The following is a 15,533-nucleotide window of genomic DNA, read 5'->3' as shown; positions in this document are numbered from 1 at the left end:
AAAACCTGTTATATGAAAAGTGCAGATTTTGGGGAGGGTCATATGCCAATCGTGGAAGCGCACATCCTTCAAGGATACAGCCCCACCGAGAAATCCCGCCTGACTTCGGCCCTCACGGACGCGATTCGTTTTGTCGTTCCCGCTCCCGATGAAGCCATCACCGCGATGCTGCACGAATATCCGTCCGAGGCCTATGCCCGTGGCGGCCAGCACCGCCAACCTGCCCCCGCGCTGCCCGATCCCGCTCAGGTCGTGCGCGATTACCTTGCCGCGATGGAAGCCCGCGATCTGGACACCGCTCAAGGGATGCTGGGCGACGGATTCCAGATGGTGTTCCCCGCGACCCAGCCGATGACGCAATTGTCCGAACTGATCGACTGGTCCAAGGGCCGCTACAGGTTCGTCAAAAAAACCTATGACGGGTTCGATGCGATGCACAGCGGCGGTGTTTCGGTCGTCTACGCGCGCGGCACGCTTTACGGTGAATGGATGGACGGTACCCCGTTCGAGGGCATCCGTTTCATCGACCGTTTCGAAATTTCCGGAGGCAAGATCGTGCGTCAGGACGTCTGGAACGACATGGCAGAGGTGCGCGCGAAATGAGTGCCGCCATCGACCCGATCACCCTTGCCGTTCTGGCTGGACGGATGGAGCAGATCGCCGACGAGATGGACGCGACCCTGTTCCGCGCCGCGTTCAACCCGATCATCGCCGAGGCGCATGATGCCTCGCACGGTTTTTACCACGCCACGTCCGGCGACACGCTGGTGCAGGGCAAATCCGGTCTGCCGATCTTTGTCGGGGTCATGGCCTTTGCCGTGAAGGCAGTGATCGACAAGGCCGCCGAAGCCGGTGATCTGGCGGATGGCGACATCTACATCTTCAACGACGCGCATCTGGGCGGCACGCACCTGTCCGACATGCGGCTGGTGCGCCCGTATTTCCGCGACGGGGAACTGTTCTGCTACCTCGCCAGTGTCGGCCACTGGCACGATGTCGGCGGTGCCGTTCCCGGAAATTACAACCCCTCTGCCACCGAAGCCTTTCAAGAGGCGTTCATCCTGCCGCCGGTCAAGCTGGCGCGTGCAGGCGTGATCCAGCAGGACATCATCGACATCCTCTTGCGCAACACCCGCCTACCGCAATCGGCAATGGGTGATCTGAACGGGCAGTTGGGCGCTTTGGACCTCGGTGTGAAGCGACTGGACGAATTGCTGGACGAATACGGAGCCGAGACCGTCTCTGCGGCCCTCGACGCATTGGGCGACCGGGCCGAAACGCTGATGCGGTCGGAACTGTCCGGTCTGCCGGACGGGCGCTGGGAGGCGGTGGACTATCTCGACAATGACGGGATCACTGACAAGGCCCTGCCGATCAAGGTTGCGCTCGAAATCACCGGCGACCGGATGGCGCTCGACTTCGAAGGCACGGCCCCTGTGACCGCTGGCCCGGTCAACATCGCCTACCCGACCGCTGTGGCGACTGCCTATGTCGCGATCAAACATATCTTCCCCGACCTGCCCGCCAATGCAGGCGTTATGCGCCCGATTGATGTGCGCGTGCCGGACGGGTCGCTGCTCTCTGCCGAATTCCCCGCACCGGTCGGCGGCTATACCGAAACCATCCTGCGCATGATCGACGTGATCTTCAGCGCCGCGTCGCAGGCCGCGCCCGACCGCGTCGTCGCCAATGCCTATGGCACGATCAATGCGCTGTCGATTGCAGGCAAGCGGGCGAACGGCCAGCGCTGGGTGATGTTCAGCTTCTACGGCGGCGGGCATGGCGGCAGCAGTGAATCGGACGGCCTCAACCACGGCAACGCACCGATTTCCACAGCAACGATCCCGCCGATGGAGATACTTGAAGCCGCCTATCCGGTGATGTTCCGTCAATGGGCGCTCCGCCCTGACAGTGCGGGCGCGGGTGCGCATCGCGGCGGGCTGGGCGCGACTTACGAGATCGAAGTACTGGAGGAAAACGCCGAGGCGTTCCTCTTTGGCGAACGCGGTCGGTTCGCACCGCAGGGTGTGCAGGGCGGCGGCACAGGTGCGATGAACGTGTTTCACTACGAACAGGCGGATGGGTGGAAGACCCCGCCGCTGGCGTCGAAAATGCTCGGGATCAAGCTGACCAAAGGCCAGGCGGTGCGCCTCGACACCCCCGGTGGGGGTGGTTACGGCGCGGCGTCGGACCGGGATGCAAGCGCGGTCGCCCGCGACGTGGCACTGGGATACCTGACACCGGACAAAGCGACCGAACTTTACGGCCCCGCATGGAAAGAGGTCGCGGCATGAGCAAGATGATCGGCGTCGATGTCGGCGGCACCTTCACCGACGTGTTCGTGCTGGACGAAGCCACCGGCACTGCGACCGTCGCCAAGGTGCCCACGACCCGTCCCGACCAGTCGGGCGGTTTTTTGGATGGGATCGGCCAGCAGGTCGAAGACCTTTCTACCGTCGCGGCGGTTGTGCATGGCACCACCGCCGGAACCAATGCTCTGCTCGAGCGCAAAGGCGCAAAGATCGGCGTGATCACCACTCACGGACTCCGCGACGTTCTTGAAATGCGCCGCCGCGACAGGCCCCGCACCTGGGGCCTGCGCGGCGATTTCGAGCCCGTTGTCCCGCGCAATCTGCGCCTTGAGGTGCCGGAACGGACGCTGGCCGATGGCACGATCCGCACGCCCGTCGATCTGGACGCGGTCAGGGTCGCCGCCCAACAGTTGATCGACGAAGGCTGTCTGGCCGTCGCGATCCTCTTCGCGAACGCCTATGCCAATGCCGAGAACGAGGCCAAGGCTGTTGAGGCGGTCCGCGCCATGTGGCCCAATGACCATGTGAGCTGTTCGTCGCAAATCCTGCCGGAGATCCGCGAGTTCGAACGTTTCTCGACCACCGCGCTGAACGCCTACCTGCAACCCGAAGTGTCAGGCTATATCAACCGCTTGGACCAAGCCCTGACCAAAGGCGGGTTCGGCGGTGAGTTCATGATCGTACAGTCCAACGGCGGCGTCATGGGCACCGACACCGCCTGCCGCCTGCCCATCCGCACGGCCCTGTCCGGCCCCGCTGCTGGCGTGATCGCGGCTGGTCATATCGCCACGACAGCGGGGTTCGAGAACGTGATCACTGGCGACATGGGCGGCACCAGCTTTGACGTGGCGCTGATTGCCAAGGGGCAGTCCATGCTGTCGCCGCAGACCTCCATCGATTTCGGCATGGTGGTGCGCAACCCGATGATCGAGATCACGACGATTGGTGCCGGTGGCGGCTCCATCGCATGGGTCGACAAGGGTGGCCTCTTGAACATCGGCCCGGAAAGCGCCGGATCGACACCCGGCCCGGTGGCCTATGGTCAGGGCAATGACCGCCCGACCGTGACCGATGCGAATGTCGTGCTGGGCCGCATCGACCCCGACAATCCCATTGGCGGCAAGCTCGACCGTCTGGATGTGGACGCGGCTGCCAAGGCCATCGACATCCATGTCGGATCAAAGCTTGGCCTGACCACCATCGAGGCCGCCGAGGCCATCCTGCGCGTCGCCAATTCACGCATGGCGGGCGCAATCCGTCTGGTCAGCATCGAACGCGGGTTCGATCCTAAGCGGTTCGCCTTCATGCCATTCGGCGGCGGTGGCGCTTTGCACACTAGCGCGATCCTGAAAGAGGTCGGCATCGGCAGCGCGATTGTCCCGCGCTATCCCGGTGTGACCAGCGCGATGGGTTGTGTGATTGCCGACATGCGGCAGGATTTCGTGCAGACGATCAACTCTCTGACCGCAACGCTCGACACCGACGCGCTGCGCGAGGTGATGCAGAAACATATCGACGACGGGATGGTCCTGCTCGATGCTGCGCAATCCCGGTTCGAGGCGCGCGATATCTTGGTCGAATTGGACATGGCCTATGTCGGACAGACCCATACCGTCGCTATGCCCCTACCGATCAAGGTCGAAGGCACCACTGTGACAGCGCCCACGATTACCGAGGTCGAAGCCGCGTTTGATGCGGCCTACCAAGCCACCTATGGGCGGCTCCTGAAGAACGGCACGCGCCGGGTGATGAATCTGCGCACCGCCGTGATCGGGCGGCGGCCCAAGTTCGATCTGACCACGCTGGCCCCCAAAGGCGGGTCCGTCGAGGCCGCCCATACCGGAAGCCGCAAGGTGCATTTTGGCGATACGTGGTTCGGCACCGCGATCTTCAACCGCCTTGCCCTGCCCGTCGGGGCCGAGATCAAAGGCCCGGCGATCCTTGTACAGCCGGACACGACCGTGCTGGTCGATCCCGGCCTGACCGCCAAGGTCGACACCTGCGGCAACACCATCATCACACGGGACGAGGACTGAGACATGGCACACTCCATCGATCCAAACCGCACGGCCCTTCTGACCATCGACCTGCAGAACGACTTTCTGCACCCCGAAGGTGCCTATGGCCGCGCCGGACAGACGGCCGAGGCGATCACCGCCCTGCCCGCCCGGATCAAGCCCGTTGTGGACGCGCTCCGCGCCAAGGGCGGCACCTATATCAGCGCGCAGTTCACGCTGGTGCCGGGGCCGAATGATGAACCGCTTATCGCACCGCACCTGAAAGAATTACGGCCGTTCCTTGGCAAAGGGGATTTCGCTCCCGGCAAGTTTGGTCATGGTTTGGTCGATGCTCTGGCGCCAGCGGATTATACCATCGAAAAGGTCGCCTATTCCGCGCTCTACCAGACGCGGTTGGAATACATCCTGCGCGCGCTGGATATCGACACGCTGATCATCGGCGGGATCGTAACCAATGGCGGGGTCGCCAGCACGGTGCGTGACGCACATCTGCGGAACCTGCACACGATCCTGCTGTCCGATGGCTGTGCCGCCTTCAAACAGGAGGTGCACGACGCCACGCTGTTGTCCCTTGCGTCGGTCTGCCCGAATGTGACCTGCGCCGAGATGCTGGAAACCCTGACATGAGCCTGAAAACCCGCCTTGCCTCTGACGAGATCCTTGTCGCGCCGGGTGTCTACGATGCCCTGACAGCGGCGCTTGCGGCGCAAGCCGGGTTTGAAGCCTTGTACCTCAGCGGTGCGGCGGTCGCCTACACGCGGCTCGGTCGCCCGGACATTGGCCTGACCTCGGTCAGCGAGATGACCGACACGATGGCCCTGATCCGCGACCGCGTGAACATTCCGGTCATTATCGACGCTGACACTGGGTTCGGCAACGCGTTGAACGCGCAGCGGACGATGCGGCTTTACGAACGCGCGGGGGCCAATGCGTTGCAGGTCGAGGATCAGACCTATCCGAAACGCTGCGGGCATCTGGCCGAGAAGTCCATCATCCCGACGACCGAAATGGTCGGCAAGATCGCCGCGATGGCGGATGCGCGAACCAGCGATGAGACCCTGATCATTGCCCGCACCGATGCGGTGGCTGTCGAAGGGTTTGAGGCCGCCATCGACCGGGCCGAGGCCTATGTCGAGGCTGGGGCCGATGCGCTGTTCATCGAAGCGCTGCGGTCGGTGGACGAGATGAAAACCGTGACAGAGCGGTTCGAGGATCGTGTGCCGCTGTTGGTCAACATGGTCGAAGGCGGCGCGACACCGATCCAGAATGCGGCTTTCCTGAACGACCTTGGGTTCTCCATCGTGATCTTCCCGGGTGGGATCGTGCGCGCCTTGGCGCATACGGCGGAAAGCTATTACCAAAGCCTGATGGCTACTGGCAGCAACCGTGCTTTTGCCGACCGAATGTTCGATTTCGGCGGGCTGAACGACCGCCTTGGCACGGACGAGATGCTGGCCTTGGGAAAACGCTACGAAACTGGCGGGCGCGACTGAGCCATGTCGATCCTGCCGCCCCCCGCCGCCGGATTCGATCTGGAGGTGCCGATCCTGATCGTCGGCGCGGGTGCCTGTGGGCTGGTTGCAGCCCTGACCGCCAACGATGCCGGAGCCGAGGTTCTGGTGGTTGAGGCAGATGCCGCACCCTCGGGCTCTACCGCTCTGTCTGCCGGTTTGATCCCTGCAGCGGGCACGCGGTTTCAGCGGGAGGCTGGGATCGAGGACACTCCGGAGTTGTTCGCACAGGACATCCAGAAGAAGGCCATGGGTGAGAACCCGCAGGATCTTGTCGATCTGCTGGCAGAAAAGTCGGGCACAGTGATCGAATGGCTGGCGGACAAGTTCGACCTTCCCTTCTCGGTCGTCACCGATTTCGACTATCCCGGCCATTCCCGCAGGCGGATGCACGGGCTGCCCACCCGCGCAGGGCGCGAATTGATCGACAGGCTGCGCACCGCCTGTGAGGCGCAGGGGATCGACATCATCTGCAACCGCCGCGCGACATCTCTCTTTGCGGAGTGCGACATCGTCAAAGGCGTACGGTTGGAGGGGCCGAACGGTACGGAAGATGTGGGCTGCGGGGCGCTGATCCTTGCCTGCAACGGCTATGGCGGCAATCGCAACATGGTGCGCCAATTCATGCCAGAGATCGAAAACGCGGTCTGGTTCGGGCATGACTACAATCAGGGCGATGCCGTGACCTGGGGCGTGGCGCTAGGCGCAGAGACGCTGCATCTGGGTGCGTATCAGGGCCACGGGAATGTCGCGCATCCGCAGGGCATCCTGATCACCTGGGCGGTGATCACCCAAGGCGGGGTGCAGGTGAACCTGAACGGCGCGCGGTTTTGGGACGAAAGCCAGGGCTATTCCGAGGCCGCTCGTGCGGTGTTGGCCCAACCCGAGGGCATCGCCTGGACGATCTTTGACAGCCGCATCGCAGGCATCGCGCGGCAGTTTCAGGACTTCAAGGATGCCGAGGCCATCGGCGCAATCCGCACCGCCGACACTTTGACTGAACTGGCCGAGGTCACGGGCCTGCCGAAAGACGCGTTGACGCAGACGATCACCCGCATGCCCACCGACGGGCCTGACGTTTTTGGACGCAGCTTCCTTGGCGAACCGCTCAAACCGCCTTACTGTGCGGTGAAGGTGACCGGAGCCTTGTTCCACACGCAGGGTGGTTTGCGCGTCGATCAAGACGCCCGCGTCTGCAAAATCGACGGTGGCGTGTTGAAAAACCTCTTTGCGGCAGGAGGTGCTGCGGTGGGTGTTTCAGGTTCCGGTGATAGCGGTTATCTATCCGGCAATGGGCTGCTGGCAGCGACGGTTCTGGGGCATATCGCCGGATCGGCTGCCGCCAATGACATGAAAGAGGAGCATGGACATGCTTGATGCGTCACACGCGGGTCACGGACCCTCACTCGCCAAATTCGACTGGCAGGACCCTCTGGGCCTGAGCGCGGCTCTGTCAGAGGAAGAGCGCATGATCGCGGACAGCGCTGCGGCGTACGCAAAAGACAAGCTGCTGCCGCGCGTGACGGACATGTATCTGAACGAAGGTGTGGCGCCCGAGATTTTCGCCGAGATGGGCGAGATGGGTCTGTTAGGTGTGACCATCCCTGAAGAGTTCGGCGGTCTGGGTGCGGGCTATGTGAGCTATGGTCTTGTTGCCCGCGAAGTCGAACGCATCGACAGCGGGTATCGGTCGATGATGAGCGTACAAAGCTCCTTGGTCATGTATCCGATCCACGCCTATGGAAGCGACGAGCAGCGCAAGAAATACCTGCCGGGTCTGGCTGCAGGCGCGCTGATCGGCTGCTTTGGACTGACCGAACCCGATGCCGGATCCGACCCTGCGGGCATGAAGACCATCGCCAAGAAAACCGACGGCGGCTACCTCATCAATGGCGCCAAGATGTGGATTTCGAACAGTCCGATCGCGGATGTGTTCGTCGTCTGGGCCAAGTCCGAAGCGCATGGCGGCGCGATCCGGGGCTTCGTCCTTGAGAAAGGCATGAAAGGTCTCAGCGCACCCAAGATCAACGGCAAGCTGTCGCTGCGCGCGTCGATCACCGGCGAGATCGTGATGAAGGACGTTGAGGTTGGTGAGGACGCATTGCTGCCGGGCGTCGAGGGCCTGAAAGGTCCGTTCGGCTGTCTGAACCGCGCGCGCTATGGCATCGCTTGGGGCGTGATGGGGGCGGCTGAGGACAGCTGGCACCGCGCACGTCAGTACGGTTTGGACCGGACGCAATTTGGAAAGCCGCTCGCGCAGACGCAGCTTTTCCAGAAGAAACTCGCCGACATGCAGACCGAGATCACGCTGGGCCTGCACGCGGCGTTGCAGGTGGGCCGAATGCTCGACGCCGGCACCGCAGCGCCCGAGGCGATCAGCCTGATCAAGCGCAACAATTGTGGCAAGGCTTTGGACATCGCGCGCAATGCCCGCGACATGCATGGCGGTAACGGGATCATGGCCGAGTACCATGTCATGCGCCACGCACAGAACCTTGAAACGGTCAACACCTACGAGGGCACGCATGACGTGCACGCCCTCATCCTTGGCCGGGCACAGACAGGGTTGCAGGCGTTCTTCTGATGTCAGCACCGCTGGAAGGTTTGAAAGTTCTTGAATTGGCCCGCATCCTTGCCGGGCCAATTGTCGGTCAGACGCTGGCCGACCTTGGCGCAACCGTTATCAAGGTGGAAAGCCCCAAGGGCGACGACACCCGCACTTGGGGGCCTCCGTTCATTGAACGCGAAGGCGAGGACACGCCGTCAGCGGCGTATTTCTACAGTTGCAACCGGGGCAAATACTCGGTCACGGCGGATCTGACGACCGAGGAAGGCCGCGCCTTTGTGCAAGACCTCGCCCGCGAGGCGGATGTGCTGATCGAGAACTTCAAGGTGGGCGGGCTGACCAAGTACGGGCTCGACTATGCTAGCCTGTCTGCGGCCAATCCCGGTCTGATCTACTGTTCAATCACCGGCTTCGGCCAAACCGGTCCCTACGCCGAACGCGCAGGTTATGACTACCTTGTGCAAGGGCTGTCCGGACTGATGTCGATCACGGGCGACCCCAAGGGAGAGCCGCAAAAGGTGGGCGTCGCGGTCACCGACATTTACACCGGGCTTTATGCAGTAATAGGTATTCAAGCGGCTCTGCGCGAACGCGACAAGACGGGACAGGGCCAGCATATCGACATGAGCCTGCTCGATGCGGGCACCGGGTGTCTGGTCAATCAGGCGATGAATTTCCTTGTGACGGGCGAGTCCCCCAATCGCATGGGCAACCAGCACCCCAATATCGTGCCTTACGAGGTCTTCCCGGCTTCGGATGGCGACATCATCATCGCGTCTGGCAATGACCGCCAGTTTCAAGGTCTGTGCGAGATCGTGGGGCGACCGGACATTGGCGAGAACCCGGAGTACCGGACCAACGCCCAGCGCGTGCAGCACCGCGACGAGCTGATTGCGGTGCTCAAAGCCGAAACGGCGAAGATGACCAAGGCGGATTTGCTTGAGGCCTTGAAGGCCAAGCAAGTGGCGTCATCCCCGATCAACACCGTTGGCGAAGTATTCGACGATCCTCAGATCATCCATCGTGGGATGAAGATCACGCCTGAAGGTGTTCCGGGGGTGCGCACACCCATCACCTTCAGCACGTCAGAGCTTTCGCTGGAACGGACCGCACCCAAGCTTGGTGCACATACTGAACAGGTGCGGACATCCGGGTGGTCCTTCAAGGACTGACCACCCGGTCATTTGCCGTTGATCCCAAGTCGCTATAGCCAGCGGCCCGATTTCTTTGCCTCCAGCGATCGTTCCGGCGCGCAATTAGCATCGGCACGACGCAAGTTATTCGCTCTGCTGTCTTGTTTTTCGGTGCGCTTTGTTCAACACATTTAAGAATAAAATGTTCTGGATCAGACGTGCACCGCCAATACGGCGGACAGAACGCGTCGTTCAAACAGAGCGATCACAACGGGGAGAACCACATGAAAAAGCTATTGATGGCCACAGCGGCCTTGGCAATCGGCGCGACATCCGCCTTTGCCGAAACGAAGATCGGCATGATCACCACCCTGTCCGGCGGCGGCGCGGGCCTTGGCATTGACGTTCGGGATGGCTTCATGCTGGCCATCGGCCAGTCGGGCCGGGATGACATCGAAGTCGTGATCGAGGACGACCAGCAAAAGCCCGACATCGCCGTGCAACTGGCCGACAAGATGGTCCAGTCCGAACGCGTCGACATCCTGACCGGGATTATCTGGTCGAACCTTGCCATGGCCGTGATCCCGAGCGTCACCGCACAGGGCAAGTTCTACCTGTCCCCGAACGCGGGGCCCTCGGCGCTCGCGGGACAGGGCTGTCATCAAAACTATTTCAACGTGGCATGGCAGAACGACAACCTGCACGAAGCGGCGGGCGCTTATGCGACATCCGCAGGCTTTTCCAACACCTTCATCCTTGCGCCCAACTACCCGGCGGGTCAGGACGCGCTGACCGGGTTCAAGCGCATGTTCAAGGGCGAACTGGCGGGCGAGGTTTACACCCAGCTTGGTCAGACCGACTATGCCGCCGAGATCGCGCAGATCCGCGCCTCCGGTGCCGACAGCGTGTTCTTCTTCCTGCCCGGCGGGATGGGGATTTCCTTCCTCAAGCAATATGCCGACAGCGGTGTCGATCTGCCCGTCGTGGGCCCGGCCTTCAGCTTTGATCAGGGCATCCTGCAAGCGGTGGGCGATGCGGCGCTTGGCGTGGTGAACACGAGCCAGTGGAACAAGGACATCGACAACCCGACCAACGCTGCCTTTGTCGAGAGCTTCCAGGCGGAATATGGGCGTTTGCCGTCGCTTTACGCGAGCCAGGGCTTTGACACGGCGAACTTGATCCTGTCGGCGCTTGAGAAAGCCGAAGTGTCAGACGCCGATGCCTTCCGCGAGGCGCTTCGGGCTGCCGATTTCGACAGCACCCGGGGCGCGTTCAAGTTCGGGCCGAACCATCACCCGATCCAGACGATCTACGCCCGCGAAGTCATCAAGGAAGGCGATGTCTTCACCAACAAGATCATCGGCACCGCCCTTGAGAACCACGGCGACGTCTACGCCGCCGACTGCAAGATGTAAGACATCTCACGGCGTGCCGGGGTCCTGCCCCGGCACATCGGATTTCGGGCAGGCATGTCGACACTTCTGATCATCGAGCAGGTCCTCAACGGACTGCAATTCGGCGTCATGCTGTTTCTCATGGCAGCGGGGCTGACGCTGATCTTTGGCGTGATGGGTCTGATCAACCTCGCGCACGGATCGCTCTACATGATCGGCGCGTTTGCTGCCGCCGCTGTGGCGGGTGCGACGGGATCATTTGTGCTGGCTCTGGGTGCCGCTTTGGCTGTGGCGGCCATCGCGGGGGCGCTGATCGAGATGACGGTGATCCGACGGCTTTACGGCAAGGCGCATCTGGATCAGGTGCTGGCGACCTTCGCGCTGATCCTGATCTTTTCCGAAGGCACACGGTGGCTCTTTGGCTCTTTCCCGCTGTTCCTCGACATTTCGGATTACCTCTCTGGCCCGGTCACCCTGCCCGGCGGAATCCAGTATCCGCTCTACCGTCTGACGCTGATTGCCGTCGGGCTGTTGGTTGGGCTGGGTCTGTGGCTCTTGATCGAACGCACGCGCATCGGCATCCAAATCCGCGCGGGCGAGAATGACCGCGAGATGATCGCCGCATTGGGTGTCGATATCCGGCTGCTCTACACGCTGGTCTTTGCCATCGGCGCTGCACTCGCGGGGTTGGCGGGTGCATTGGTGGGTGCGATCCAGTCGGTTCAGGTGGGCATGGGCGAACCCGTGCTGATCCTAGCCTTCGTGGTGATCGTGATCGGCGGCATCGGGTCGATCAAAGGCGCGTTCATCGGCGCTTTGCTGGTGGGGCTGACCGACACGCTGGGCGGGATCTTCCTGCCGGAACTGTTCAAACTGTTCATGGAGCCGGGGGCTGCCACACAGACCGGATCTGCGCTGGCCTCCATGGCGATCTACATCCTGATGAGCCTTGTCCTGATCTGGCGGCCCACCGGCTTGTTCGGAGCGCGCGCATGATCCCCGAACGTCTGGTCAACTGGGTCGTGTTCGCGGGTCTTCTGGCGGTGCCTCTCTGGGCCATTGTCGTCGACGAGCCGTTCACAATCACCCTTGTCACCCGCGCCGTGATCCTTGCGATTGCCGCCGTGGGTCTGAACATCGCGCTTGGCATCGGCGGGCTGGTCAGCCTTGGGCATGCGGTGTTCTTCGGTCTGGGCGGCTATGCGATGGGCATCCTCGCCTACCATGCGCAAACCTACACGTCGCTCGATCTCTTCGGGATGAGCCTGGCGGGAACCAAGTCCATGCCAATCATCTGGCTGGTGGCGGTGGTCATGTCCGCCCTTGCCGCGTGGATCATCGGGCTGCTGAGCCTGCGCACCTCGGGTGTCTATTTCATCATGATCACCCTCGCCTTCGGGCAGATGTTCTACTACTTCGCCATTTCCTGGAGCACTTATGGCGGCGAAGACGGGCTGTCGATCTATGTGCGCAACGGCTTTCCCGGACTGAACACGCTGGTGCCAATCCAGTTTTTCGGACTGTGCTTTGTGCTGCTCTGCATTGTGCTGTTCCTGAACGCGAGGCTCCAGAACGCGCCTTTCGGGCTGGCGTTGAACGCTGCCCGACAGGTCCCGACGCGGGTTGAGACGGTCGGCCTGAACCCGATGCGGCTCAAGCTGGTCGCGTTTGTGATCTCGGGCGCAATTACGGGGCTGGCGGGGGCGCTTTTTGCCGATCTCAACCGGTTCGTGTCGCCGACCATGTTCAGTTGGCAGCTTTCGGGCGAATTGATCGTGTTGATCATCATCGGCGGGGTTGGGCGGCTTTATGGCCCCGTGGTCGGCGCTTGTCTCTTCGTGGCGCTGGAGCATTGGCTGGGGGCGCTGACCGAGTTCTGGCACATCTATCTGGGCCTGATCCTGCTCGCGATCGTGCTGTTTGCCCGTGGTGGGATCATCGGTCTATTGACCGGCAAGGAAGGCGCGCATGTCTGAGCTAATCCTTGCCACACGCAATCTGCGCAAGAATTTCGGCGCTTTGGCCGCAACAGACGATGTGTCCATCGACCTGCGCGCAGGGGAAATCCACGCCATCATCGGTCCCAATGGCGCGGGCAAGTCGACACTGATCGCGCAGATCTGCGGGGGGCTCAGGCCAGATTCAGGCTCGGTGCACCTTTTGGGGCGCGACGTGACGCAGGACAGCACGCAGGCGCGCGCGCAAGCCGGATTGGGACGCACGTTCCAGATCTCGGCACTGGCGATGGAAGACAGCGTTCTCGAAAACGTCGTGTTGGGGGCTTTGGGCGCGTCAGGCAATCCGTGGCGGTTCTGGTCGCGGGCGCTCTCGGACACGTCGCTGACCGCCAAGGCCGAAGCGGCGTTGGAGCGTGTCGGGCTGATCGAACAGCGACACACCCGCTGTGCCGAGCTGTCACACGGGCAACGCCGCCAACTTGAGGTCGCAGTGGCCCTGACCCTGTCGCCCAAGGCCTTTGTCATGGACGAACCAATGGCCGGGCTTGGGGCGGAAGGATCAAAGCTGCTGACCGGGTTCCTTGACCAACTGCGCGCTGAAGCCCCGATCCTGCTGGTGGAACACGACATGGATGCGGTCTTTGCCCTCGCCGACCGGATCAGCGTGCTGGTTTACGGGCAGGTGATCGCGTCCGGAACTGTCGAGGAGATCAAGTCGAGCCGCGCCGTGCGCGAGGCCTATCTGGGGGAAGAGGCGTGACGCTGCTGTCGGTCGAAAACCTGACCGCCCGCTATGGCGTGGCACAGGTGCTGTTCGGTGTGACACTGGACGTGGCTGAAGGTGAGGTCGTCGCACTCATGGGCCGTAACGGCATGGGCAAGACGACGACCGTCAAGGCGATCTGCCGGATGATCGCGTCCGACGGCGAGCTGAGCTTTGCCGGGCAATCGCTACACGGACTGCCCAGCCACAAGGTGGCGCGGTTGGGAGTCGGCCTCGCCCCCGAGGGACGGCGCTGTTTCCGCGATCTGACGGTGGAGGAAAACCTTATTGCCGCCGCCCAACCAGGCGATTGGACCCTCAAGACCATTGCGGACCTGTTTCCGCGCCTTGGGGAGCGCCGCACCCAGCGCGCCGCGTCCCTGTCCGGCGGCGAACAGCAGATGCTGGCCATAGGGCGTGCGCTTATGACCAACCCACGCCTGTTGATTCTTGACGAGGCGACCGAGGGTCTTGCCCCGATCATCCGACAGGAAATCTGGGCCGCCATCGCACGCCTGAAACGAGAGACCGGAACCGCAATCCTGCTCATTGACAAATCAGTGCGCGAACTGGCGCAGGTGTCGGACCGGGCGGTGATCCTTGCCCGTGGCGAAACCGTGTGGTCGGGCGCGTTCGCAGACATGACACCGGACGTGTCGGAAACCTATGTCGGCGTCTGACGCCGGGCATATCCGCCAATAATGGAGCGATTTGAATTTTTCCGAGTTTAGGAAAATTCAATTCTCAACCCGCTTTTAACAACCCGCTGTTTTGTTGGGCGCGTGGTGGGCGGGCTCAGAAGAGCACGCCTTGGTGATGAATATCGAACATTGAGGTACTCCAATGGCTCTTTTGCCAAATGCGCAGCCATGCCTGCGCAATAAAATCCCTTTGGCCTTTGTCTCGGCTGCATTTTTTGCCTTTCTCGCACAACCGTCCGCGGCTCAGTCCGCGGCGCTCATTGTCGGCAATGATCGAGGTGGTGTGATCGGGACTCGAGCGCAGGAAGTGCTGCAGTTAAAGGCCGAAAACAGACGTGTCGAAATCCGCGGAGGCATTTGCCTGTCGTCCTGTACGATGTATCTTGGCGCTGGCAACGTCTGCGTCAGCCCCGAGACCCGGTTCGGGTTTCATGGCCCAAGCTATTATGGCCAACCCCTCTTGCCCGTCCACTTTGACTACTGGTCAGAAGTTCTGGCATCGCATTACCCGCCCGCGGTGCGGCAATGGTTCCTTGATCGTGCACGGCACAGAACGAATGGCTATCACACCGTTCTCGGGAAAGAACTCATCCGGCACGGGGTCGCTGCGTGCAATTAGCGCAGGATGCTCTTAGCTCAGGACCCGTTGATCTCGGGCTGACAGCGAGATTCACGGTTCGAAAACCGAGCGGTAACCATGTCTGATCTTTTCTGGCTGACTGAGACGTAGATGATTCGTTTTGGGCCTTTCGTTTCGAAGTCCCACGGCAAGCCACGCGTCGATGACCGATCGGCATTTGGTGAGCGGGATTATCTTCATCAACTGCAATGACTTAAGTTGGCGTAACGCACCTGCTGCCTATGGCCCGCACAAGACGCTCTACAATCGCTGGATGCGGTGGAGCGATACGGGCGTCTCCGCCCGGATGATGGCGGGTCTAACGGCCGCGCACGACGAACAGAAGGGGAGCACTCCCGCAACACCCTTTTCACCCGTTCTGGTAGGGGTCTTGTTTCTACCTGTCAGCGCTCTCGTTCTGAACCGCGCCGGGTTTGCCGGAGGCTTCAACTCATGAGTAGGATGGAGCATTATGACGAAGACAACGAACAAGTATTCACCAGAAGTGCGCGAGCGTGCCGTGCGAATGGTATTGGATGGCGCAGGTCAGCATGAGAG

14 protein-coding genes and 1 pseudogene are annotated in these 15,533 nt (G+C 61.9%); all 15 read left to right on the top strand.

The features are described from left to right. The first annotated feature begins 42 nt into the window (after positions 1 to 42). Positions 43 to 603 (top strand): tautomerase family protein, encoded by a 561-nt coding sequence (locus JJ869_RS02455; RefSeq protein WP_292264388.1) that lies wholly within the window; start codon positions 43 to 45, stop codon positions 601 to 603. Continuing rightward, positions 600 to 2,294, top strand: a complete 1,695-nt coding sequence (locus JJ869_RS02450) for a hydantoinase B/oxoprolinase family protein (RefSeq protein WP_292264387.1) — start codon at positions 600 to 602, stop codon at positions 2,292 to 2,294. The genes JJ869_RS02455 and JJ869_RS02450 overlap by 4 nt, the downstream gene beginning before the upstream one ends. Further along, positions 2,291 to 4,348: a hydantoinase/oxoprolinase family protein gene (locus JJ869_RS02445; protein WP_292264386.1), complete on the top strand. Its 2,058-nt coding sequence runs from the start codon at positions 2,291 to 2,293 to the stop codon at positions 4,346 to 4,348. Before JJ869_RS02450 ends, JJ869_RS02445 begins: the two co-directional genes overlap by 4 nt. Before the next feature lie 3 nt (positions 4,349 to 4,351). Further along, positions 4,352 to 4,957, top strand: coding sequence for an isochorismatase family cysteine hydrolase (locus tag JJ869_RS02440; protein WP_292264385.1), 606 nt, complete (start codon positions 4,352 to 4,354; stop codon positions 4,955 to 4,957). After that, a complete protein-coding gene (locus JJ869_RS02435; RefSeq protein WP_292264384.1) occupies positions 4,954 to 5,823 on the top strand; it encodes an isocitrate lyase/phosphoenolpyruvate mutase family protein in 870 nt (289 codons plus the stop codon). The genes JJ869_RS02440 and JJ869_RS02435 overlap by 4 nt, the downstream gene beginning before the upstream one ends. Before the next feature lie 3 nt (positions 5,824 to 5,826). Continuing rightward, entirely contained in the window at positions 5,827 to 7,218 is a 1,392-nt protein-coding gene (locus JJ869_RS02430; protein WP_292264383.1) for an FAD-dependent oxidoreductase, read from the top strand. Further along, positions 7,211 to 8,425, top strand: coding sequence for an acyl-CoA dehydrogenase (locus JJ869_RS02425; protein WP_292264382.1), 1,215 nt, complete (start codon positions 7,211 to 7,213; stop codon positions 8,423 to 8,425). Before JJ869_RS02430 ends, JJ869_RS02425 begins: the two co-directional genes overlap by 8 nt. Beyond that, on the top strand, positions 8,425 to 9,579 hold the full coding sequence (locus tag JJ869_RS02420) for a CaiB/BaiF CoA-transferase family protein (RefSeq protein WP_292264381.1): 1,155 nt from the start codon (positions 8,425 to 8,427) through the stop codon (positions 9,577 to 9,579). The genes JJ869_RS02425 and JJ869_RS02420 overlap by 1 nt, the downstream gene beginning before the upstream one ends. Before the next feature lie 245 nt (positions 9,580 to 9,824). Then, complete coding sequence (locus tag JJ869_RS02415; RefSeq protein WP_292264380.1) at positions 9,825 to 10,955, top strand: ABC transporter substrate-binding protein; 1,131 nt, start codon at positions 9,825 to 9,827, stop codon at positions 10,953 to 10,955. Between the two features lie 54 nt (positions 10,956 to 11,009). Continuing rightward, positions 11,010 to 11,930 carry a branched-chain amino acid ABC transporter permease gene (locus JJ869_RS02410; protein WP_292264379.1) on the top strand — a complete coding sequence of 307 codons (921 nt, stop codon included), beginning with the start codon at positions 11,010 to 11,012 and terminating at the stop codon, positions 11,928 to 11,930. After that, positions 11,927 to 12,910, top strand: coding sequence for a branched-chain amino acid ABC transporter permease (locus tag JJ869_RS02405; protein ID WP_292264378.1), 984 nt, complete (start codon positions 11,927 to 11,929; stop codon positions 12,908 to 12,910). Before JJ869_RS02410 ends, JJ869_RS02405 begins: the two co-directional genes overlap by 4 nt. Further along, positions 12,903 to 13,652: an ABC transporter ATP-binding protein gene (locus tag JJ869_RS02400; RefSeq protein WP_292264377.1), complete on the top strand. Its 750-nt coding sequence runs from the start codon at positions 12,903 to 12,905 to the stop codon at positions 13,650 to 13,652. Before JJ869_RS02405 ends, JJ869_RS02400 begins: the two co-directional genes overlap by 8 nt. After that, complete coding sequence (locus JJ869_RS02395; RefSeq protein ID WP_292264376.1) at positions 13,649 to 14,335, top strand: ABC transporter ATP-binding protein; 687 nt, start codon at positions 13,649 to 13,651, stop codon at positions 14,333 to 14,335. The genes JJ869_RS02400 and JJ869_RS02395 overlap by 4 nt, the downstream gene beginning before the upstream one ends. 163 nt (positions 14,336 to 14,498) lie before the next feature. Beyond that, entirely contained in the window at positions 14,499 to 14,975 is a 477-nt protein-coding gene (locus tag JJ869_RS02390; protein WP_292264375.1) for a hypothetical protein, read from the top strand. 111 nt (positions 14,976 to 15,086) lie between these two features. Continuing rightward, positions 15,087 to 15,303, top strand: a pseudogene (locus JJ869_RS02385) (transposase); the annotation flags it as partial. Between the last annotated feature and the right edge of the window lie 230 nt (positions 15,304 to 15,533).

It is taken from the genome of Marivita sp. (genome assembly GCF_017643905.1).
In the GTDB taxonomy this organism is placed as follows: Bacteria; Pseudomonadota; Alphaproteobacteria; order Rhodobacterales; family Rhodobacteraceae; genus Marivita.
The sequence above is the reverse complement of the archived record's forward strand: the minus strand, read 5'-3'. Positions and strand labels throughout refer to the sequence as shown.

Bases quoted from the DNA above. Each gene is read 5' to 3' on its own strand.
- JJ869_RS02390 (WP_292264375.1), top strand. From the start codon at position 14,499: ATGGCTCTTTTGCCAAATGCGCAGCCATGCCTGCGCAATAAAATCCCT.
- JJ869_RS02410 (WP_292264379.1), top strand. From the start codon at position 11,010: ATGTCGACACTTCTGATCATCGAGCAGGTCCTCAACGGACTGCAATTC.
- JJ869_RS02430 (WP_292264383.1), top strand. From the start codon at position 5,827: ATGTCGATCCTGCCGCCCCCCGCCGCCGGATTCGATCTGGAGGTGCCG.
- JJ869_RS02405 (WP_292264378.1), top strand. From the start codon at position 11,927: ATGATCCCCGAACGTCTGGTCAACTGGGTCGTGTTCGCGGGTCTTCTG.
- JJ869_RS02440 (WP_292264385.1), top strand. From the start codon at position 4,352: ATGGCACACTCCATCGATCCAAACCGCACGGCCCTTCTGACCATCGAC.
- JJ869_RS02415 (WP_292264380.1), top strand. From the start codon at position 9,825: ATGAAAAAGCTATTGATGGCCACAGCGGCCTTGGCAATCGGCGCGACA.
- JJ869_RS02435 (WP_292264384.1), top strand. From the start codon at position 4,954: ATGAGCCTGAAAACCCGCCTTGCCTCTGACGAGATCCTTGTCGCGCCG.
- JJ869_RS02425 (WP_292264382.1), top strand. From the start codon at position 7,211: ATGCTTGATGCGTCACACGCGGGTCACGGACCCTCACTCGCCAAATTC.
- JJ869_RS02400 (WP_292264377.1), top strand. From the start codon at position 12,903: ATGTCTGAGCTAATCCTTGCCACACGCAATCTGCGCAAGAATTTCGGC.
- JJ869_RS02450 (WP_292264387.1), top strand. From the start codon at position 600: ATGAGTGCCGCCATCGACCCGATCACCCTTGCCGTTCTGGCTGGACGG.
- JJ869_RS02455 (WP_292264388.1), top strand. From the start codon at position 43: ATGCCAATCGTGGAAGCGCACATCCTTCAAGGATACAGCCCCACCGAG.
- JJ869_RS02445 (WP_292264386.1), top strand. From the start codon at position 2,291: ATGAGCAAGATGATCGGCGTCGATGTCGGCGGCACCTTCACCGACGTG.
- JJ869_RS02420 (WP_292264381.1), top strand. From the start codon at position 8,425: ATGTCAGCACCGCTGGAAGGTTTGAAAGTTCTTGAATTGGCCCGCATC.